Origin of the sequence: Streptomyces sp. NPDC090045 (assembly GCF_044747975.1) — a bacterium.
Taxonomy (GTDB): domain Bacteria; phylum Actinomycetota; class Actinomycetes; order Streptomycetales; family Streptomycetaceae; genus Streptomyces.
Genome location: NZ_JBIVFA010000008.1, coordinates 167,116 through 185,917, shown reverse-complemented (window position 1 = coordinate 185,917; position 18,802 = coordinate 167,116). Strand labels below are relative to the sequence as shown.

General features: G+C 74.3%; 18 protein-coding genes. 12 read left to right on the top strand and 6 right to left on the bottom strand.

Features of this window, described 5'->3' with window-relative positions:
• Positions 1-6: 6 nt before the first annotated feature.
• Both ACIPYQ_RS22350 and ACIPYQ_RS22345 read left to right on the top strand, forming a co-directional pair.
• Entirely contained in the window at positions 7-1,131 is a 1,125-nt protein-coding gene (locus ACIPYQ_RS22350; protein WP_361769393.1) for a YihY/virulence factor BrkB family protein, read from the top strand.
• A 44-nt stretch (positions 1,132-1,175) separates the two neighbouring features.
• Positions 1,176-1,919, top strand: coding sequence for a helix-turn-helix domain-containing protein (locus tag ACIPYQ_RS22345; RefSeq protein ID WP_401253795.1), 744 nt, complete (start codon positions 1,176-1,178; stop codon positions 1,917-1,919).
• On the opposite strand, the gene ACIPYQ_RS22340 is transcribed toward ACIPYQ_RS22345, so the two are convergent.
• Together ACIPYQ_RS22340 and ACIPYQ_RS22335 are read right to left on the bottom strand one after the other, a co-directional pair.
• Entirely contained in the window at positions 1,850-2,251 is a 402-nt protein-coding gene (locus tag ACIPYQ_RS22340; protein WP_401253792.1) for a VOC family protein, read from the bottom strand. The two genes, ACIPYQ_RS22345 and ACIPYQ_RS22340, sit on opposite strands and share 70 nt — an antisense overlap.
• An 85-nt stretch (positions 2,252-2,336) precedes the next feature.
• On the bottom strand, positions 2,337-2,732 hold the full coding sequence (locus tag ACIPYQ_RS22335; protein ID WP_361769387.1) for a hypothetical protein: 396 nt from the start codon (positions 2,730-2,732) through the stop codon (positions 2,337-2,339).
• A 177-nt stretch (positions 2,733-2,909) separates the two neighbouring features.
• Between ACIPYQ_RS22335 and ACIPYQ_RS22330 the strand changes: the two genes are divergently transcribed.
• From ACIPYQ_RS22330 to rsgA, 5 genes are all read left to right on the top strand, one after another.
• Positions 2,910-4,184, top strand: a complete 1,275-nt coding sequence (locus tag ACIPYQ_RS22330) for a sensor histidine kinase (RefSeq protein WP_401253788.1) — start codon at positions 2,910-2,912, stop codon at positions 4,182-4,184.
• A complete protein-coding gene (locus tag ACIPYQ_RS22325) occupies positions 4,172-4,828 on the top strand; it encodes a LuxR C-terminal-related transcriptional regulator (protein WP_401253785.1) in 657 nt (218 codons plus the stop codon). Before ACIPYQ_RS22330 ends, ACIPYQ_RS22325 begins: the two co-directional genes overlap by 13 nt.
• On the top strand, positions 4,825-5,691 hold the full coding sequence (locus ACIPYQ_RS22320) for a hypothetical protein (protein WP_401253782.1): 867 nt from the start codon (positions 4,825-4,827) through the stop codon (positions 5,689-5,691). Before ACIPYQ_RS22325 ends, ACIPYQ_RS22320 begins: the two co-directional genes overlap by 4 nt.
• A gap of 106 nt (positions 5,692-5,797) precedes the next feature.
• Complete coding sequence (locus tag ACIPYQ_RS22315; protein ID WP_401253779.1) at positions 5,798-6,238, top strand: carboxypeptidase regulatory-like domain-containing protein; 441 nt, start codon at positions 5,798-5,800, stop codon at positions 6,236-6,238.
• 251 nt (positions 6,239-6,489) lie between these two features.
• Positions 6,490-7,635: a ribosome small subunit-dependent GTPase A gene (gene rsgA, locus ACIPYQ_RS22310; protein WP_401253776.1), complete on the top strand. Its 1,146-nt coding sequence runs from the start codon at positions 6,490-6,492 to the stop codon at positions 7,633-7,635.
• 114 nt (positions 7,636-7,749) lie between these two features.
• On the opposite strand, the gene ACIPYQ_RS22305 is transcribed toward rsgA, so the two are convergent.
• Positions 7,750-8,121, bottom strand: a complete 372-nt coding sequence (locus tag ACIPYQ_RS22305) for a PPOX class F420-dependent oxidoreductase (RefSeq protein ID WP_361769375.1) — start codon at positions 8,119-8,121, stop codon at positions 7,750-7,752.
• Positions 8,122-8,346: 225 nt separating this feature from the next.
• Here ACIPYQ_RS22305 and ACIPYQ_RS22300 point away from each other — a divergent pair, with 225 nt between their 5' ends.
• Complete coding sequence (locus ACIPYQ_RS22300) at positions 8,347-8,685, top strand: nuclear transport factor 2 family protein (protein WP_361769373.1); 339 nt, start codon at positions 8,347-8,349, stop codon at positions 8,683-8,685.
• 86 nt (positions 8,686-8,771) lie between these two features.
• Here the strand turns inward: ACIPYQ_RS22300 and ACIPYQ_RS22295 are convergent, their stop codons facing one another.
• Both ACIPYQ_RS22295 and ACIPYQ_RS22290 read right to left on the bottom strand, forming a co-directional pair.
• Entirely contained in the window at positions 8,772-9,254 is a 483-nt protein-coding gene (locus tag ACIPYQ_RS22295; protein ID WP_401253771.1) for a DUF456 domain-containing protein, read from the bottom strand.
• A 24-nt stretch (positions 9,255-9,278) separates the two neighbouring features.
• The gene (locus tag ACIPYQ_RS22290) at positions 9,279-10,253 is read right to left on the bottom strand and encodes a helix-turn-helix domain-containing protein (RefSeq protein ID WP_361769399.1); all 975 of its coding nucleotides are present in this window, start codon (positions 10,251-10,253) and stop codon (positions 9,279-9,281) included.
• Between the two features lie 198 nt (positions 10,254-10,451).
• Between ACIPYQ_RS22290 and ACIPYQ_RS22285 the strand changes: the two genes are divergently transcribed.
• Positions 10,452-14,228 carry a S8 family peptidase gene (locus ACIPYQ_RS22285; RefSeq protein ID WP_401253768.1) on the top strand — a complete coding sequence of 1,259 codons (3,777 nt, stop codon included), beginning with the start codon at positions 10,452-10,454 and terminating at the stop codon, positions 14,226-14,228.
• A 124-nt stretch (positions 14,229-14,352) separates the two neighbouring features.
• Here ACIPYQ_RS22285 and ACIPYQ_RS22280 read toward each other — a convergent pair whose 3' ends face one another.
• Entirely contained in the window at positions 14,353-14,925 is a 573-nt protein-coding gene (locus ACIPYQ_RS22280) for a TetR/AcrR family transcriptional regulator (protein ID WP_401253765.1), read from the bottom strand.
• A 154-nt stretch (positions 14,926-15,079) separates the two neighbouring features.
• Here ACIPYQ_RS22280 and ACIPYQ_RS22275 point away from each other — a divergent pair, with 154 nt between their 5' ends.
• The 3 genes from ACIPYQ_RS22275 (at position 15,080) to ACIPYQ_RS22265 (ending at position 18,799) form a co-directional block, all read left to right on the top strand.
• Complete coding sequence (locus tag ACIPYQ_RS22275) at positions 15,080-15,817, top strand: SDR family oxidoreductase (protein ID WP_401253762.1); 738 nt, start codon at positions 15,080-15,082, stop codon at positions 15,815-15,817.
• Positions 15,818-17,091: 1,274 nt separating this feature from the next.
• The gene (locus ACIPYQ_RS22270; RefSeq protein ID WP_401253759.1) at positions 17,092-17,559 is read left to right on the top strand and encodes a hypothetical protein; all 468 of its coding nucleotides are present in this window, start codon (positions 17,092-17,094) and stop codon (positions 17,557-17,559) included.
• Between the two features lie 184 nt (positions 17,560-17,743).
• Positions 17,744-18,799: a protein phosphatase 2C domain-containing protein gene (locus ACIPYQ_RS22265; RefSeq protein ID WP_401253756.1), complete on the top strand. Its 1,056-nt coding sequence runs from the start codon at positions 17,744-17,746 to the stop codon at positions 18,797-18,799.
• Positions 18,800-18,802 lie beyond the last annotated feature (3 nt).

Genomic DNA, 18,802 nt, shown 5'->3' with positions numbered 1-18,802 from the left:
AAGGACGTGCAGCCAGCAAAAGAAACACCCGAGCGGATCCCGGGACCCCCAGGACGGCTCCACCGGGCCCGCGCCCTCTACCGCAACGTCTCGAAGCGGAAGATGGGCTGGCTGCTACTGAAGGACACCGTCAACTCGTGCATCGAGTACCGCATCCTCGGCTTGGCGGCCGAGGCGGCGTTCTTCACGCTGCTCTCGCTGCCCCCGCTCTTCCTCGGCCTGCTGGGCCTGCTCGGCTACGTGGACGGCTGGACCGGCAAGACGACGGTGGCCAGCATCGAGGAGAACATCCTGGGCGCGGTCGGCACGGTGCTGTCCGACCGGGGCGTCAACGACATCGCCAAACCGATGCTCGACGACGTGACCGGCCGCGGCCGCCCCGACCTGATCTCGCTCGGCTTCGCCTTCGCCCTGTGGTCGGGCTCGCGCGCCGTCAACGTCTTCATCGACACCATCACGGTGATGTACGGGCTCGACGGCCAGCGCGGCATCGTCAAGACCCGGCTGCTGGCCTTCGTGCTCTACATCATCGCCCTGCTGATCGGGGCGATCGTCCTGCCGCTGATGGTGGTGGGGCCGGACGCCGTGATCGAGCTGGTGCCCTGGGGCACCAGCGTGATCGCGGTGCTGTACTGGCCGACCGTCACCCTGCTGTCCATCGTCTTCCTGACGACGCTCTACCACGTGTCCGTACCGGTGCGTTCGCCGTGGATCGAGGACGTGCCGGGGGCGCTGGTGGCCCTCGCCATGTGGGTGCTGGGCTCGTTCCTGCTGCGCATCTACCTCACCAACACCGTGGAGGGGCCGACGATCTACGGATCGCTGGCGGCGCCCGTGGCGGTGCTGCTGTGGATCGGCATCTCGGCCTTCGCGGTGCTGGTCGGCGCGGCCGTCAACGCCGCCATCGACCGGGTCTGGCCGTCCGTGGCCACGGCGGCGGCGCGCGAGGCGAACGAGCGGGCCCGGGAGCTGGAGGCCGCGCAGCTGATCGCGCGGGCCGCGGCCTGGCGGGCCCTGGCCGAGGGCGAGTCGGAGGACGACGAGGACGGCGGGATGCCCTCGGAGTTCCCGGAGCGGTGGTCGAAGTTCCTGCCGCCCGAGGACTACTCGTCGCGGCTGCGCAAGCACTGACCGGTACCCGGGAGAGCCGTCGATCTTCCCCCTACGCTGGAGGGGTGTACGAGGAAGCGCCGTCGGCGGCCGTACCCGGGGCCGTGCTGTGGCGGGCGCAGGGCAACGGCGGGACGGTGCTGCCCGACGGCTGCATGGACCTGCTGTGGGCCGACGGGCGGCTGCTGGTGGCCGGGCCCGACACCGGCCCGCACCCCGCCGGGGAGGTCCCGGGCGGCGCGTTCGCCGGCATCCGGCTGGCGCCCGGCACCGCGCCCGCGCTGCTCGGCGTACCGGCCCACGTCCTGCGGGACCGGCGCGTGGAGCTCGCCGAGCTGTGGCCGGCGCGGGAGGTACGCCGCCTCGCCGGACGCGTGGCGGCGTACGGGGACCCGCGCGCCGGACTGGAGGCGCTGGCCGCGCACCGGGCGGCCGAGACGGGGCCGCCCGACCCGCTGCCCGCCGAGATCGCGGCCCGGCTCCGGGCGGGGCAGACGGTGGCCGCCATCGCCGCGGCGGCCGGCCTCGGGGAGCGCCAACTGCGCCGCCGCTCCCTGGACGCCTTCGGGTACGGGCCCCGTACGCTCGGCCGGATCCTGCGGCTGCGCCGCGCCCTGGCGCTGGCCGGGGCGGGCATGCCGTACGCCGAGGTGGCCCACGCCGCCGGGTACGCCGACCAGGCGCACCTCGCCCGCGAGGTGCGCGCGCTGGCCGGGACCACGCTGACCGCGCTGACCGCCTACGCGGCGGGCTCCGCCGGGGCGAACAGGGACACGCCGCAGCCGTCCGGGTCGAGCACGACGGCGTAGCGCTGCCCCCAGAAGGCGTCCCAGGGCTTCAGGTGGCCCCGGTACCCCGCCGCGGTGAGTTCCGCGTACAAGGAGTCCACCTCGGCGGGGGAGTCGCACAGGAAGGCCAGGTCCCGGCGGCCGTCGCCGGTGGGGCGGGTCCAGGACGGGTCGAAGGAGCGGACGGTCTCCTCGGTGTCCCACCCGATCCGCAGCCCGCCGGGAAGCGCGGCCTCCACGTGCGGCAGGCCGTCGGCGTCGGCCGGGACGTCCAGCCCGAGGCGGCGGTAGAAGGCGAGCGAGGCGGCCATGTCGGAGACGACCAGGCCGATCATGTCGAGTCGTGGAGTCATGACAGCAGGCTAGGCAGGCCGTGTGGGGCCCGTCTTGAACGAAACGGACAGCGCTTGGACGAAACGGACACCGCCGCGGCCGGCCTCAGCCCCGGCGCCGGGCGGCCACCATCGCGCACGCCAGCGCCAGCGGTAGCTCCGCGCCCGCCGCCAGGAGCAGCGCCATGCCCTGCCCACCGGTCCCGGCCGAGGTCGTGACGTCGAACCAGGCGTCCATCACCAGCAGCGCGGCCGTCGCCGCCGCGACCGGCGACACCCGGGGGTCGCCCCTGCGCAGCAGCATCCCGGTCCCGGTCAGCCCGGCGGCCAGCATCAGGTCCAGGCCGATCCACGCCGTGGCCCAGTTCGACACCTCGGTGGTCTGCGGCGTCGTCTTCGCCAGGACCAGCACCCACGGGAGCAGCGCCACCCCCGCGCAGGTGAACACGGTGGCCGGCCGCGGGATGCGCCAGGTGCGGGCCTGCGGGGCGACAAGTGCCATGACAGCGGGTCTCCTTCCGGCCCGGCGGTCCGTCCCCCGGGCACACCACCAGCCTCGTCCGCCGCGCCGTCGAGATCACTGGCTCCACTGTCCGAACCGGGGGTGGCACCAGGTACACCTCCGGGCGGGTGCCAGCGTGATGGAAAGCCCCTGACCAGTGCGATTACCGTACGGGTCATGGCATTTCGCGGCGCGGTGGGGCGCACGTACACCTGGATCGCGGCGCACGCACCGTGGTCGGCGTGGGCCCGGCGCAACACGGTCTTCACCACGGCCGCGATCCCGCCGGCCCTGCCCGCGCTCCTCGGCTTCACCTACGTGTCCGTGGCGCCCGGCCTCAGCCCGGTGCCGCTGCTCGCCGTGCTGGGGCTCTGCCCGCTGCTCACCACGCTCCAGCGCAGCCGCTTCTGGGCGCTCCTCGGCCTCGACGTGCCGGAGGTCGTACGGGAGCACCGCTGGTCGAGCCTGCGCGGGCTGGCCGAACGGGTGTGCTCCGAGGCGACCTGGCGGCAGTACGGCTACCACCTGCTCGTCAGCCCGCTCGCCGCGGCCGCCGGCGCGCTGGTGGTGCTGGCCTGGGCCTTCGGCGCCGCGGCCGCTTCCGTCTACGGCTGGTTCTGGTTCCTGCCCGCGGACACCCGTACCCCCGGCTGGACCGGCGACTACGACCTCGTCACCGTCGGCGGGGTCCTGCTGCTGCTCGCCGCGCCCTGGCTCGCCGCCCTCTTCGCGCGGCTCGACGCCTCCGCCGCGGCCGCCCTCCTCGGCCCGAACCGGGCCCGCGAGCTGGAGCGGCGCGTCGAGGACCTCGCGGTGAGCCGGGCCGGGGTGCTGGACGCCGCCGACCTCGAACGCCGCCGGATCGAACGGGACCTGCACGACGGAGCCCAGCAGCGGCTGGTCGCCCTGGCCATGAACCTCGGCATCGCCCGCGCCACCCTGCCCGATCTGCCGCCCGAGGCCAAGGCCGTCATCGACGAGGCGCACCGCCAGGCGAAGGAGGCCATCGAGGAGCTCAACAGCCTGGTACGGGGCCTGCATCCGGCCGTGCTGGAGGACCGCGGGCTCGACGCGGCGCTCTCCGGGATCGCCGCCCGCGCCCCGTTCCCCGTGGAGCTGACCGTGGACATCGGGACGCGGCCGGGCGCCACCGTGGAGGCCGTCGCCTACTTCGTGGTCTCCGAGACCCTGGCCAACGTGGCCAAGCACGCCCGGGCCCGCCGCTGTTCGGTGCGGGCCGTGCGCACGGCCGCACCCGGCGGGGCCGGCCGCCGCGGGGACCTGCTGCGGGTCACCGTCACCGACGACGGGGTGGGCGGAGCCGACCCGGCCCGCGGAACCGGCCTGGTCGGCCTGCGCAAACGCGTAGGGTCGGTCGACGGAACCATCATGATCAACAGCCCCCTCGGGGGCCCGACCGTCATCACCGTGGAGCTGCCGTGCGGGCTGTGATCGCCGAGGACTCCGTCCTGCTGCGGATAGGACTCGTCAAGGTCCTCGAAATGGCCGGCTTCGAGGTGGCCGCCGAGACCGGGGACGCCGAGGGGCTGCTCGCCGCCGTCGAGGAACACCGGCCCGAACTGGCGCTCGTGGACGTGCGGATGCCACCCGGCTTCACCGACGAGGGGGTCCGGGCCGCCCTGATGATCCGCCGGCAGAGCCCCGGCACGGCGGTGCTGCTGCTCTCGCAGTACGTGGAGGAACGGTACGCCGCCGATCTGCTCGCCGCCCCGAGCGGTGCCGGCATCGGCTACCTCCTCAAGCAACGGGTCGCCGACGTCGAGGAGTTCATCGACGCACTGCGGCGCGTCGCGGCCGGCGGCACCGCACTCGACCCGCAGGTCGTCGCCCAGCTCCTGCTGCGCCGCGGCGGCGGACCGGACCCGCTGGAACGCCTCACCCCGCGCGAGCGCGAGGTGCTGGCCCTGATGGCCGAGGGCCGCTCCAACGCCGGGATCGCCGCCGAACTCGTCGTGAGCGAGAGCGCGGTGGCCAAGCACATCAACAACATCTTCGCCAAACTCGACCTGCCGCCGGCCGACGGCGACCACCGCCGGGTCCTCGCGGTCCTGCGCTTCCTGGACGGCACGCCGTGACGCCGGCAGCCGCGCCGGCCCGAGACCCGGGCCCCGCACCGGCCCGCGCACCCGACCCGGCCGCCGCCCCGGCCGGTCCGGGGCAGCGGCTCGCCTGGACCGTCGCCGCGCTGCTGAGCGCGCTCCTCGTCGTGGCACCGGCCACCTGGCAGGTCTGGTCGTACGGGAGCGCCCGCAGCGACACCCTGACCGGCGGCAGCGGCGGCCGCCCGGTGACCGCGCTGGAGATCGTGGGCGGCGACGCGGACGTCACCGTGACCCCCCGCGCGGACCGGCAGGTCGGCTACCGCGCCACGGTCGGCTGGTCGTTCAAGGCGCCCACCATCGAGGAGAGCTGGCTCGGCGACACCCTGCGGCTGACCCCGCGCTGCCCCGGCGAGGAGCTCTGGCCCGCCGCCGGGCCCTGCTCGGTCCGGCTCGGGGTGACCGTCCCGGAGGGCATCCCGGTGAAGGTGACGGCCGGGTCCGGCCGGGTCCTCCTCAGCGGCCTGGGCGGCGCCGTCGACACCGAGGTCGACTCCGGCCGGATCGACCTGGTGGGGCTGCGCGGAGCGCTGCGCGCGAAGGTCGGCTCCGGCAGCCTGCGCGCCACCGGCCTCACCGGGCCCCAGGCGGAGTTCCGGGTCGGCTCCGGCCGCGCCGACGCGGCCTTCGTCACCCCGCCGGACCAGGTCAGCGGCCGGGTCGGCTCCGGCCGGCTCGAACTCACCGTGCCCGCGGCCACCCGCTTCCGGGTCCACTGCACGACCGGCAGCGGCCGCTGCGAGGTCCCGGAGGCCCTGCACGACGCCGGCTCCCCGCGCACCATGGACATCGAATCGGGCGTCGGCCGCGCCGGGGCCTCGTACCCGGCAGGCCTCTGAACCGGGTCGGATCCGACTGGCGGCGGCGGTGGGGTGCGGACAGACTGGGATGCGGGGTGGTCTCCAGCGGTATTCCGACCGGGAGGAGACCCGGATGTTCGGGCAAGTGCGAGCAGTTTCCGACGACAGTCCGATCTTCATGATCAAGGTCAGCGTCTATCGCAGTGACCTCTCGGAGATCGAGCACGTCTTCACCGACGAAGAGGGCCGGTACAGCGTGGCGATCGCCGCAGGCGAAACGGTCACCGTGCGGTTCGACACCCACCACTCCCTCACCAATGCCAGGGACTGGCAGCCGTCGGTGGTCGCCAATGTGATCACCAGTGACGAGACCCCCGTGGACCGCCGTCTGCTGCCCACGGGCCAGGACTACGGCGGGGCGTGGAGCATGGACGCGCTGAACGGCTATGTGATCGCCGCGGCCGTGCACGAGGTCGAGGAGTACGCCCCTACGGCGGCGTACCGCCTCTCGATGCTCAAGCAGCACACCCTGGTGCTCGTGAGCCTCCAGCAGAGGCTCCTGGACCACTTCAGCGAACCGGCCTAGCGCGGAGAAAATAAATGGCGCGCCCGTGAGGGGACTTGTTACGGTGACTCCGTTCCGCCGGTCGCCGCGGAACCGTCAGTACGTGCACGATCCGGAGGTGAGCCAGTTGATGACTGTCGCTGCGCAGGGCGCTGCCCGCACTCAGAAGACCATCAATCTCACTTCTGTGGTCTCCGGCTGACCTCACACCTCTTCGCGCGCCGCCACCGAGCGAGCGCACGCGGCCGGGGCCACCCTGTGAAGGGTTCCCCTTGTCTCTCTCCTCCTTCTCCACCTCTTCTCTCTCCGGCTCCTCCCTCTCCGCTTCCCCGCAGGGCTCGCTCGCGGACACCCTCGCCCCCTTCGGCTGGGACGACGCGTGGGCGGCCGAGTTCGCCCCCTACGCCGCACAGGGCCTCGTGGCCGGCCGGGTCGTACGCGTCGACCGCGGCCAGTGCGACGTCATGACCGCGGACGGCGTCGTCCGCGCCGACACCGCCTTCGTCACCCCGCACGACCCGATGCGGGTCATCTGCACCGGTGACTGGGCCGCCGTCGAGGCGGCGGGCCACCCGCGCTACGTGAAGGCGTACCTGCCGCGCCGCACCGCCTTCGTACGCTCCACCTCCTCGCAGCGGTCCGAGGGACAGATCCTCGCCGCCAACGTCGACCACGCGATCATCGCCGTCTCCCTCGCCGTCGAACTGGACCTGGGACGCATCGAGCGCTTCCTGGCCCTGGCCTGGGAGTCGGGGGCGCAGCCGCTGGTCGTCCTCACCAAGGCGGACCTCGTCCCCGACCCGGTGACGCTCGGACACCTGGTCCAGGACGTGGAGCACACCGCGCCGGGCGTCCAGGTCCTGACCGTCTCCTCCGTCACCGGAGAGGGCACGGACGTCCTCGCCGCCATCGTCGCGGGCGGCACCAGCGTGCTGCTCGGCGTCTCCGGCGCCGGCAAGTCCACCCTGGCCAACGCGCTCCTCGGCGCGGACGTCATGGAGGTCCAGGAGGCCCGCGAGGTCGACGGCAAGGGCCGCCACACCACGACGACCCGCAACCTCCTCGCCCTGCCGGGCGGCGGCGTCCTGATCGACACGCCCGGGCTGCGCGGCGTCGGGCTCTGGGACGCCGAGACCGGAGTCGGCCAGGTCTTCTCGGAGATCGAGGAGTACGCGGAGCACTGCCGCTTCCACGACTGCGCGCACGAGGCGGAGCCGGGGTGCGCGGTGCTGGCCGCACTGGAATCGGGGGAGCTGGCGGAACGCCGCCTGGACAGCTACCGCAAGCTGCTGCGGGAGAACCAGCGGATCGTCGCGAAGACGGACGCGCGGCTGCGGTCGGAGATCCGCCGCGACTGGCGCCTCAAGTCGGCGGAGGGCCGCGCCAACTACGCGGCCAAGCGCGGCAACCGCTCCTGACCCCCACCGCCCCACGAAGCCCCGCCCCAGAGCCTCCGCCCGCGCCCCAAGCGCCGGCGGGGCTCGGGCGCGCGGCCCGTCTCGGCCCCGCCCGTGACGGCCGGCAGCCGGAGGTCAGAGGCCCCACGTGTGGACCCGGTCGGGGTGGATCCGGATCACCTCCGGGCTGAAGTGCGGGCCCAGCCCGTGCGGCCCGGTCTCCAGCGTGGCGTGCCCGCGGATCTCGATGCCCCGGACCCGCCACGGGCTGGTGCTCACCAGGTCGTCCACCACCAGGGCGAGCCGCGGGTCGTGCCGGAGGTTGCGCCATTTCTTCGTACGGCCCATGGCCATCCCGCCCACCAGCAGCGTTCCGTCCTCCTGGGGGAAGAACCCCACCGGGTTCACCTGCGGCTGCCCGGCGGCGTCCACGGTGGCCAGGCGGCCCAGGTGCTGGGACCGCAGGTACGCCGACTCCGACTCGCTGAAACCCTCGAACGCCCTCATGCCCCGAAGCCTCGCACCTGCCGGCCCCCTCCGCATCGGACCGCGGACGTAGCCGGGTTCCCCCGAAGGACCTAGGCAGGGAACCGTGCGTTCGTCAGACCCCGGCGGACCGGATCGGACAGGTCAGGGAGAACATGATCTTCGCAGGGGCGGGCGCGCCGCTCGTCATCCGTACACGTTCCCGCCGCACCCGGTGCCGGCGGGATGAGGAAAGGAACTCGCCGGATGTCCCCGGAGGAGATAGTCGACGGCCAGCTCGCCGCCTACAACGCGCGTGACCTGGAGGGTTTTCTCGCCTTCTACGTGAAGGACGTGCCGGTGCACGCCTTCCCGTCGGGTGAGGTGATGGCCGACCGCTCGGGCCCGGCGTTCGCGGAGCGCTACGCCGCCCTCTTCGAGTCGAGCCCGGACCTGCACGCGGAACTCGTCTCACGTGTCACCCACGGCCGCATCGTGATCGACCAGGAACGCGTCACCGGGTTCATGGGCGGCGAGGTCCGGCCGGCCGTCGCGATGTACGAGGTCGGCCCGGAGCGCATCGAGAAGGTGTGGTTCGCGGTCTGACGACCGGTCCGGCGGTGGCCGCCGACGACCTGGCCCCGAGGCCGCCGCCCCGACGCCTCGGGGCCGGACGGGGGCCTCCCGCAGCATTACGCCGTCGCCACCGCCCCCACCCACGCCCCCACCACCAGCAGGCACGCGAACAGCTCCACCAGCACGCTCGTCCCCACCGCCCGCATCACCGCCCGTACCGACGCCCACGCCTCGCCGTGCGTGCCCAGGCGCAGCCGCTCGCAGAGGTAGACGCCGCCCACGAAGCCCGGGACCGCCCCCAGTACGGGGATCAGGACGAAGCCCAGTACCGCGCCCGCCCCCGCGAACACCGCCATCCGGGGGGTGACCCCCAGCCCCCGTACCCGCCGCGGCGGCAGCTGCCACTTCACCACCTGGACCACCAGCAGCAGGGCCGTCGCCGCGACGAGCAGGGACCACGCCAGCGCCGACCGCACGTGCAGCGCCCACCACAGCAGCCCCGCCCACACCAGCCAGGTGCCCGGCACACCCGGGACCAGCACTCCCAGTACCCCGAGCAGCAGCACCAGCCCCACCAGGAGCAGCTGAGGCAGATCCATCTGCTCAGCCTGACCGACCAGGACCTATCGGGCCACCCAGCCCCGTTCGTAGGCGTGCCAGCCGAGCTGCAGGCGGGTCGTCACCCCGGACAGTTCCATCAGGCCCTTGACGCGCCGCTGCACCGTCCGCAGGCCCAGCTCCAGGTGCTTCGCCACGCTCGCGTCCGTCATGCCCGCCAGGAGCAGCGAGAGGATCTCCAGATCCGTGGCGTCGGGCACGGCCTCGGACTCCTCCGCTCCCGCCGCCCCCAGCCGCAACGGCAGGGCCTCCCGCCACACCGCCTCGAACAGCCCCGTCAGGGACTCCAGCAGCCCCGACGCGTGCACCACCAGCGCCGCCGGCTCCGCTCCGGGCCCCGTCAGCGGCACCAGCGCCAGCGACCGGTCCGCGATCACCAGCCTGGTCGGAACCCGCTGGATCACCCGGACGCCCTCGCCCCGCGCGAGCGCCGTCGACGCCTCCCGGATCCCGGTCGGCAGTGTCAGCACGTCCCGCTCGATCACCACCCGGTACTCGACGCCGCGCGCGGAGGCCTGCTCCTCCGCCTCGTTGTCCATCGCCGTCACCACCTGGGGCCGGGCGCTGACCAGGGCGCACACCTCCTCCACCGCGCCCACCTGGAGCTGGTGGAAACGGTGCGCGACCGCGCTCGCGCCCGTCACCACCTCCACCAGGTCGTGCACGGACGGTTCGGCCGCCTCCGCCCGGTACTCCTGCGCCAGCCGCGCCGCCGCCAGCTCCGCCTGCTCCAGCTCGTGCCGCTGCTGGGTCAGCAGGGCACCGAGCGCGACCCCGGGCGGGGCCGCCACCCAGCGTCCGGGCCGGGCCGAGGACTGCGCCGCGAGCCCGTGCCGCTCCAGATGGCGCAGGGCCCGTTCGGTCTGCGGCACCGGCAGCGTCAGCCGGTGCGCGAGGTCGGGCACCTCCGCCGCACCCAGCGCCACCAGCACGCGGTACGCCGACTCCTGCCCCTCGTCGAGGCCTATGGCACCCAGCAACCCGTCCACCACCTTTCGACACAGCGCCTGGCGGGAAGCGGCCACGGCGCAAACCCGCCGCGGACATCATCGCCGCACCCCCCGCCCCTCTGCCAAGGTGGCGCCACCGCAGCACCAACATCCGCTGGCCAGAAGCCATTTACGCGGCAGCTTTGCCGCGCAATGCAGTAGTTGGCCGGAATTCACCTGGGGAGAGCGATGCGTCCGATATCGCGTACGGCACTCGGGGCGGCCACCGCGGCCGTCCTCGCCGTCACCGCCGTCGGCCCGTCGACGGCGCAGCCGGCCGACGGAGCACCTGGAGCGGGACGGAGACCACTCGTCGGGAGCGGGGCGGCCGGAAAGCAGCCCACGGCCCCCGTCACCGTCACCCTCGTCACGGGTGACCGGATCGTGGTCTCCACGGACGCGGCCGGCCGGACGGCCGCCACCGCGATGCCGCGCGAGGACGGCTCGCAGCCGCTCGTGCAGACGAGACAGTCCGGCAAGGACCTGTACGTGTACCCCGAGAGCGCGATCAAGGCACTCGCCGCGGGCCGGGTCGACCACGAGCTCTTCAACGTCACCGGCCTCGTCCGGCAGGGCTACGACGACGCGCACACCAGAAAGCTCCCGCTCATCGCGGTCTACGACGGTTCCGTGAACGTGGCGCGCAGCGCCCCGCCCGCACCCCGCGGCGCGGACCGCTCGCTCGTCCTCGGCTCCATCGGGGCCGTCGCGCTCGCCGCAGACAAGGAGCAGGCCGCCGCCTTCTGGGCCGACGTCACCGGTACGGACGCCCGCGCGCGCTCCGTCTCGGGCGGGCTGAAGAAGCTGTGGCTGGACGGCAAGGTCCAGGCGAACCTGGAGCGCTCCACGCAGCAGGTGGCCGCCCCCGCCGCCTGGGCCGCCGGATACGACGGCAAGGGCACCAAGGTCGCCGTCCTCGACACCGGCACCGACCTGGACCACCCCGACCTCAAGGGCCGCGTCGGCGCGTCGAAGAACTTCACCGACTCCGACACCGACGCCGACCGGCAGGGCCACGGCACCCACACCATCTCCACGGTCGGCGGCTCCGGAGCCGAGAGCGGCGGCGCCCAAAAGGGCGTGGCCCCCGGCGCCGAACTGCTCAGCGGCAAGGTCCTCAACGACGCCGGCTACGGCCTCGACTCGTGGATCATCGCCGGCATGGAGTGGGCCGTCGAGTCCAAGGCCGACGTGGTCTCCATGAGCCTCGGCGACCCCTCCCAGACCGCCTGCGACGACCCGCTCGCCGCCGCCGCCGAACGGCTCTCCCAGCAGGGCCCGCTGTTCGTGATCGCCGCCGGCAACTCGGGCCCCGGCAACAACACCGTCTCCTCACCCGGTTGTGCGGCGAGCGTGCTGACCGTCGGAGCCGTTGACCGCGACGACACCACGGCCGCGTTCTCCAGCCGCGGACCGGCCGGCCTCCAGCACACCCTCAAGCCCGAGATCGCCGCCCCCGGCGTCGGGATCTCGGCCGCCGCCGCGGGCGGCCGCGGGGTGTACGCCTACCAGTCCATGTCCGGCACCTCGATGGCCACCCCGCACGTCGCGGGCGCCGCCGCCATCGTCAAGCAGCGCCACCCCGACTGGACCGGCCCGCAGATCAAGGCCGCCCTCGTCGGCTCCGCGAACACCCGGGTTCCCGGCGACGTACGGGAGACCGGCGGCGGCCGCCTCGACGTGAAGGCCGCGATCGACACCACCGTCACCAGCGCCCCCGCCGTCCAGGGCGGGACGTACCACTGGCCGCAGGACCGCAGCGACCGCACCAGTGCCGAGGTCCCGTACACCAACCTCGGCAAGAGCCCCGTCACGCTGAACCTCGCCGTCGAGAAAGTCACCGGCAACGACGGATCCGCCGTCCGCAGCCAGGTCGCCCGCCTCGACCGGCGCACCGTCACCGTCCCGGCCGGAGCCACCGTCAAGGTGCCACTCGCCCTCGACCCGGCCGCGAAGCTGGAGCGCTCCCAGTACGGGGACGTCACCGGCCGTGTCGTCGCCACCGCGAACGGCGTGCGCGTCTCCACCCCCTTCTCGCTCTACGTGGAGCCCGAGACGGTGACGCTGCGCGTCAAGCTCGTCGACCGCGCGGGCAAGCCGGCCGCCGGACCGTCCTCCCTGGACGTCATCGGCACCGACGACGCCAGTGGTGAGCGCCGCTTCAACGAAGGTTCCGTGGACCAGGTCTACCGGGTGCGCCCGGGCGCCTACTTCCTCTCCGCCTTCGTCGCCACCCCCGACGCGGGGGAGGGCGGGGGCGACCGGATGACCGACTCCCTCACCTACCTCGGCCGCCCCCAGGTCGAGGTGAAGAAGGACACCACGATCGTGCTCGACGCCCGCAAGGCCGGGCGCCTGGACATCGCGGCCGACCAGCCCGTCGAGGCCCGCAACACCACCCTCGGCTTCGCCCGCAGCTGGGACGGCACCTGGCTGCACGCGGGCACGGCGATGGGCGGCCGGACCATCCGCGGCTTCTACGCCTCCGTCGAAGGCCGCGCGAAGGACGGCGACTTCGAGTTCGGCAGCTACTGGCGGGCGGCCGCGCCGCTGATCTCCGAGCTGAAGGCCGCCGGCGGACCGGTCCTGCACCCGATCACCGCCTCCACCGGCAGCGACAACCTCGACGGAACCGGCAGCGCCCCGCTGGTCGACGCCGGCTCCGGCACCCCCGAGGAGCTCGCCGCCGCCGGCGCCAGGGACGCGGTCGTCCTGGTGAAGGCGGTGGACGGCGCCCTGTACGAGGTCGCGCAGAACGCCAGGGCCGCCGGCGCCAAGGCGGTGCTCGCCCACCGCGAGACCCCGGGCCGCTGGGTCGCCTTCACCGGCTACGCGGGCGGCGCCCTGCCCACGATGGCCGTCGAGGCCGCCGAAGGGCAGGCGCTGCTCGCCAGGCTGAAGACGGGCAAGGTCACGCTGTCCTGGAAGGCCACGGCGAAGAGCCCGTACATCTACTCCCTCGCCTTCCCCGAGACGGGGGAGGTCAAGGGCGGCCGTACCTACCGCGTGCGCGACCGCGATCTCGGCCAGGTCGAGTCCGCCTACAACTCCATGGGCGTGGCAGCCGACTTCATCGACCTGGCCGGCGCCTACCGGCCGATCGGCAGCGCGGTCTACTTCGGCGGGATCGAGACCGTCGCGGCGCCCGGCACGCGGACCGAGTACTACTCGGCCGGCGACACCGCCTGGGACCAGATGCTCTCCAGCAGCTTCCCCTGGGGCGAGTTCATGGTCGGCGAGCAGCGCACCTACACCAAGGGCCGGAAGAGCAAGGCGAGTTGGTACGACGGGATCACGGGGCCGGTCGCGCCGCGCGACCTCTCGGGCAAGGAGACCCTCGCCGCCGAGCGGCAGGGCAACCTGATCGGCTTCGCCCCCGCCATGTGGGGCGACGGCGCCCACGCCGCCCAGCCGGGCTCCTTCGGTGACATCGGCGGGCTCCAGCTCAAGCGCAACGGCGAGGTCATCGGGGACAGCTGGTACCCGTTCGGCGTCTTCGAGATCCCGGCCGAGGAGAGCCGCTACGAACTGACCCAGAGCATCGAGAAGATCGGCCCGCCCGCCCGGGTCTGGCAGCGGTCCACCTCCGTCCGGACGACCTGGGGCTTCACCTCGAAGCTGGACGCGTCGGCGTACTCGCAGGGCCTGCCGGTCCTCTTCCCCCGGTACGCGGCCCCGCTCGACGGGATGAAGACGGTCGCGGCGGCGAACGGCCAGAGCATCGGGCTCGGCGTCACCGGGCACGCGGGCTACGCGCCCGGCGCCCTGAAGTCGGCGAAGCTGTCGTACTCCTACGACGGTGAGAACTGGACCGAGGCGAAGGTGAGCGAGACCGACGGCCGCTGGACCGCGGTCGTGGACCACGCCGGAGCCTCCGGCAGGCCGGTGTCCCTGAAGGTCGAACTGACCGACGCGAAGGGCGCCTCGGTCACCCAGACGGTCGTGCGGGCGTACGACGTGCGCTAGTCCGTACGGGCAGCGCGGAAACGGTCCACCGGGCGGCGGCCCGGTGGACCGTGTCCCGTTCCGGGGACGCCTCCACTCGTGGTCGCGCAAGAAGGCGACCCCGGGCACGTACGGCGAGAACGGATCACGGGCGGACCGCGAGGCCGTCCAGGGTGAGGTCGAGCAGGCGCTCGGCCTGCTGCCGGTGCTCGGCGCCCGCCGAGGTGAGGGCGATGCCTTCGAGGGCGGCGGCGATGTCGGTGGGCCTGATGTCGGTCCGGATCGTCCCGGCGGCCGCGCACGCGTCCATGAGTGCGGTGATGGCGGCCTGGATCATCTCCCGGCTGTGACCGTAGGGGTTGCCTCCCGTGGCGGCGATGGCGCGCAGCGCGTCGATCATGCCGTATTTGGCGGTGACGTAGTCCAGGAAGAGGCGGGTCCACGCGCGCAGGGCTTCGGTGGGCGGCTTCTGTGCGAGCAGGGCGGGGGCCGCGTCGCACAGGTGGGCCACCTCGTTGCGGTAGACCGCCTCGACCAGGGCCTCCCGGGTGGGGAAGTTGCGGTACAGGGTCGCGCTGCCCACGCCGGCCTCCTTGGCGATGCGCTCCATCTGCGCGTCCAGCCCCTGCGTCGTGAACGCGTGCACGGCGGCGGCGAGGATCTTCTCCCTGTTGCGCCGTGCGTCGGCCCGCAGCGGTCGCTGTGCTCCCTCGGTCATCAGTGCTCACCATCCCCTCTCGGGCGCCCTTCGGCTTCCCCGGCAACTTGCTGAACGGAGGCGCCCCCACTTAGTCTGCAAATAAGTGGGGACATCCCCGCTTTCACTGTAGGTCACCGGACCGGCCGGCGCCCACCGATGAAGGAAGCTGATCATGTCGGGTATCCAGGGCAAGGTCGTCGCGATCACGGGCGCCAGCAGTGGCATCGGCGAGGCGACCGCGATCCACCTCGCGGAACGGGGCGCCCGGCTCGTCCTCGGCGCCCGCCGGGAGGACCGGCTGAACGCGGTCGTGGACGCCATCACCGCCAAGGGCGGCACCGCCACCGGCATCATCGTCGACGTCACGCGCCGTGATGACCTCCAGCGCCTGACGGACACGGCCGTCGACCGGTTCGGCCGGCTCGACGTCCTCGTCTCGAATGCGGGCACGATGGCCGTCTCGCCGTTCGACGACCTGCGCCAGGATGACTGGGACGCGATGGTCGCCACCCACATCACCGGCCTGCTCAACGGCATCGGGGCGGCGCTGCCGGTCTTCCGCCGGCAGCGCTCCGGCCAGTTCGTCAACGTCGGCTCCACCGCGGCCTACGTCGTCAAGTCCCCCCAGGCCGTCTACGCGGCCACCAAGACGGCCGTGAAGGTGCTCACCGAGGGCCTGCGCCAGGAATCGGGCCCGGACCTGCGCGTGACCCTGGTCTCGCCCGGCTTCACGAACACCGAGGGCGTGGGCAAGGGGGCCGGCCCCGAGGTCGCGGCCGCGATGACCCGGCAGCGCGACGAGATCGCCATGCCGCCCTCCGCCGTCGCCTCCGCCATCGGCTACGCGATCGGGGCGCCCGACGGCGTCGACGTCAGCGAGATCGTCGTCCGGCCCACCGCACAGGCCTGACAACGGAGTCCCTTCCCGCGAACTGCCGACGTACGCGTCCCTCGTAGGCCAGTTCGGACGGGAGTCCGCCAGTGGCGGCACTGCGGGCCGGCGGGGCCGGCGCGGCCGGAGGCGGCCGGGGCGCGCGACCGCACGGCCGTCGCCGGCCCCGTGCCCGCACCCACCGCTCCGGCGAACGGAGTCCCGTCCCGCGAACTGCCGGCGTACGCGTCCCTCGTAGGTCAGTTCGGACGGAAGTCCGCCAGTGGCGGCGCCGCGGGCCGGCGCGGCCGGAGGCGGCCGGGGCGCCGTGCGCACAGCCGTGGCCGGCCCCGTGCCCGCGCACACTGCCGCCGGCCACGGAGGCGCCCCGGCCCCGGAGGTGCCGGTCGCCCTCAACAGGCCGGGCAGGGCGCAGATTTGCCCCGTACGGGCGCTGTGCTCGACTGCGTCGTGACCGGACGGCGCCGGCAGGATCGCACCCCTGCGCGTCTGCCCGGCGATCCCGGATCGGCGCAACTCCCGCCGTGCGTACGAGAACCGCGTCGACCGCCGGACCGATGTTCCCCCGGGCCGATTTCGCGCGTTCGGCGTTTTCCGCCCGTGCGGGAGGCCGAGAATGAGGGCATGAGTCAGCAGGGCGCGGACGACTGGTGGCAGAAGCTCTACGAGGATCCGGACGCTGGGCCGGAAGCCGACCCGGGGGACACCCTGGACAACCGGTTCCGCTCGGCGGCGGGAGTGACGGCGGACCCGGCCGCACCCGCGTCGCCGGCTCCGCCGGAGCAGGAGTGGGAGTGGGAGTGGGGGCCGGAGCAGGCTCCGGAGCGGGGACCGCTGCCGGGCCCGCGACAGGCCGCGGCTCCGGACGCGGGCCTGCCCGCCCGGCCGCCGGTGGCGGACGCGTTCCGGCACGACGCCGGCCCGCCGGGGCCGGCTCCGGTACGGGACGACGGGCCCGGCGACCAAGGGCGGACCCAGCCGCTGCTGCCGGGCCCGCGCCCCGCCCCGGAGCCGCCGCCCGCGCCGGAAGTGCCCTCGCCCCGCGAGCGGTACGTCCCGCCGCCGGTGCTGCCGGCCCCGCGCCCGGCCCCGGAGTCCCCACCCGAAGCGGAACTACCGCCCCCCACCGACCGGTACACCCCCCCACCCACGACTCCGGCTCCGCCGCTGTCTTCGCCCGCAGCCCCGCCTGCGCCCGCGGGCCCGCCTTCGTCTACGCCCTCGCCCACGGCCTCGACACAGCCTTCGCCCTCAGCTCCGCCCCCGCCTGAGCTACCGCTTCCGCCACACCCTTGGGCCTCGGCCCCGCCTACGCCTTCGGGCCCGCAGGCGCCACTGCCTTCGGTCCCGCCTACGCCTTCGGGCCCGCAGGCGCCACTGCCCTCGGCTCCGCCTACGCCTTCGGGCTCGCCTTCGTCTACGGTTGCGGCTCCGGCCGCGCCACCGTCTTTGGGCACGGCCTCGCCACCGCCTTCGGCTCCGTCGACGGCCTTGGGCCAGTCGGCGCCACTGCCGTCGGCTCCGCCTACGCCCTCGGGTCCGCCTGCGCCTTCGGGCTCGCCTTCGTCCAAGGCTTCGACTCCGGCCGTGCCACCGGCTTCGCCCACGGCCTCGTCCTCGCCCACGCCCGCGGCCGCACCCTCGCCCTCGGCTTCGCCTTTGCCCACGCCCACTCCCGCGGCCGCACCCTCGCCCTCGGCTTCGCCTTTGCCCACGCCCACGCCCTCGGCGTCGCCCGCGGCCTCGGCCTCGGGCGCTGACAAGCCCTGGGTCTCGGGTCCGCCTCCGGCGCCCGCGCAGCCTTGGGTCTCGGGCCCGCCTCCGGCGCCGGCGCAGCCTTGGGTCTCGGGTTCGCCTTCGGCCCCGGCTCCCGTGCCGCCTGGGCTGCCGCTTCCGCCTGAGCCTTGGGCCTCGGCCGCCGCGCAACCCCCGGCGGGCGCCGGCGTGCCGCAGGATCCGCGTGCGGGTGGGGTCACCGGGTACGCGCTCGGGGGTGTCGACGTGCCGCCGGTGCCCGGGTCCGAGCTGCCGGTCCGGCGTGCGCAGGCGCCGCGCCCCGAGGACCGGACCGAGGAGGTGCCGCAGCCCGCGGCCCCGGCCCCGGCCGCGCCCGGCCCCGTACCCGCAGCGGACGCCCCCGGCGCGCGGCGGCCCGAGGTGCACCACCTCGGCGACCGCGCGCCCACCTACGCCGCCGAACCGGGCGCGCTCCCGCCCGCCGACCCCGCCGCCCTCGACGGGCTGACCCCGGACACCGTGCTGGAGGGGGCCCGTTACGGCACCTACACCCTGCGCGCCGCCTCCCTGCGCGGGGACTCCGCCCGCTTCCGCGGCGAGGCCCGCCGGGACTTCCTGCTCACCGCCCGCTTCGGCGGCGGCGACGACGCCCTGGTCCTGGTGGCCCTGGCCGGCGGGGACCGGGCCGCGCCCGGGGCCGCGGAGGCCGCCGCCGAGCTGTGCCGCACGGTCGCGGCGGCCGTCGGGCGGAGCCAGGGCCGCCTCGCCGAAGACATCCGCGCCGGGCGCCGCGACGCCCTGCGCTCGGGCCTGCAGCGGCTCACCGACCGGGGCTACGGCCGGCTCCGGGCCCGCGCCGCCGAGCTGGGGCTCGCCGAGGCGGCGTACACCGCCGGGCTGCGCGGGCTGCTGCTCCCCGTGGACCCGGAGTGCCGCACGCGGGTCTGCTTCGGCGCCGGCGCGGGCGGACTGTTCCGGCTCCGTACGGGCCAGTGGCAGGACCTGGAACCCGCCGCGCAGCCCGAGGACGCCGAGGGCGGCTTCCGGTTCCGCGCGGCCGTCGCCCGGCCGGGGGACACCCTGCTGCTGTGCTCCGGCGGCCTGGCGGAGCCGATGCGGGAGGAGGCCGCGCTCACGGCGGAGCTCGCCGCCCGCTGGAGCGAGGGAGAACCGCCCGGCCTCGCGGCCTTCCTCGCGGACACCCAGCTCCGCCTCAAGGGGTACGCCGACGACCGCACGGCCGCCGCGGTCTGGGAGGCGTAACCG

Coding starts and splice junctions, on each gene's coding strand:
- ACIPYQ_RS22285 (WP_401253768.1), top strand. CDS start 10,452: ATGCGTCCGATATCGCGTACGGCACTCGGGGCGGCCACCGCGGCCGTC.
- ACIPYQ_RS22340 (WP_401253792.1), bottom strand. CDS start 2,251: ATGACTCCACGACTCGACATGATCGGCCTGGTCGTCTCCGACATGGCC.
- ACIPYQ_RS22280 (WP_401253765.1), bottom strand. CDS start 14,925: ATGACCGAGGGAGCACAGCGACCGCTGCGGGCCGACGCACGGCGCAAC.
- ACIPYQ_RS22330 (WP_401253788.1), top strand. CDS start 2,910: ATGGCATTTCGCGGCGCGGTGGGGCGCACGTACACCTGGATCGCGGCG.
- ACIPYQ_RS22305 (WP_361769375.1), bottom strand. CDS start 8,121: ATGAGGGCGTTCGAGGGTTTCAGCGAGTCGGAGTCGGCGTACCTGCGG.
- ACIPYQ_RS22300 (WP_361769373.1), top strand. CDS start 8,347: ATGTCCCCGGAGGAGATAGTCGACGGCCAGCTCGCCGCCTACAACGCG.
- ACIPYQ_RS22335 (WP_361769387.1), bottom strand. CDS start 2,732: ATGGCACTTGTCGCCCCGCAGGCCCGCACCTGGCGCATCCCGCGGCCG.
- ACIPYQ_RS22275 (WP_401253762.1), top strand. CDS start 15,080: ATGTCGGGTATCCAGGGCAAGGTCGTCGCGATCACGGGCGCCAGCAGT.
- ACIPYQ_RS22295 (WP_401253771.1), bottom strand. CDS start 9,254: ATGGATCTGCCTCAGCTGCTCCTGGTGGGGCTGGTGCTGCTGCTCGGG.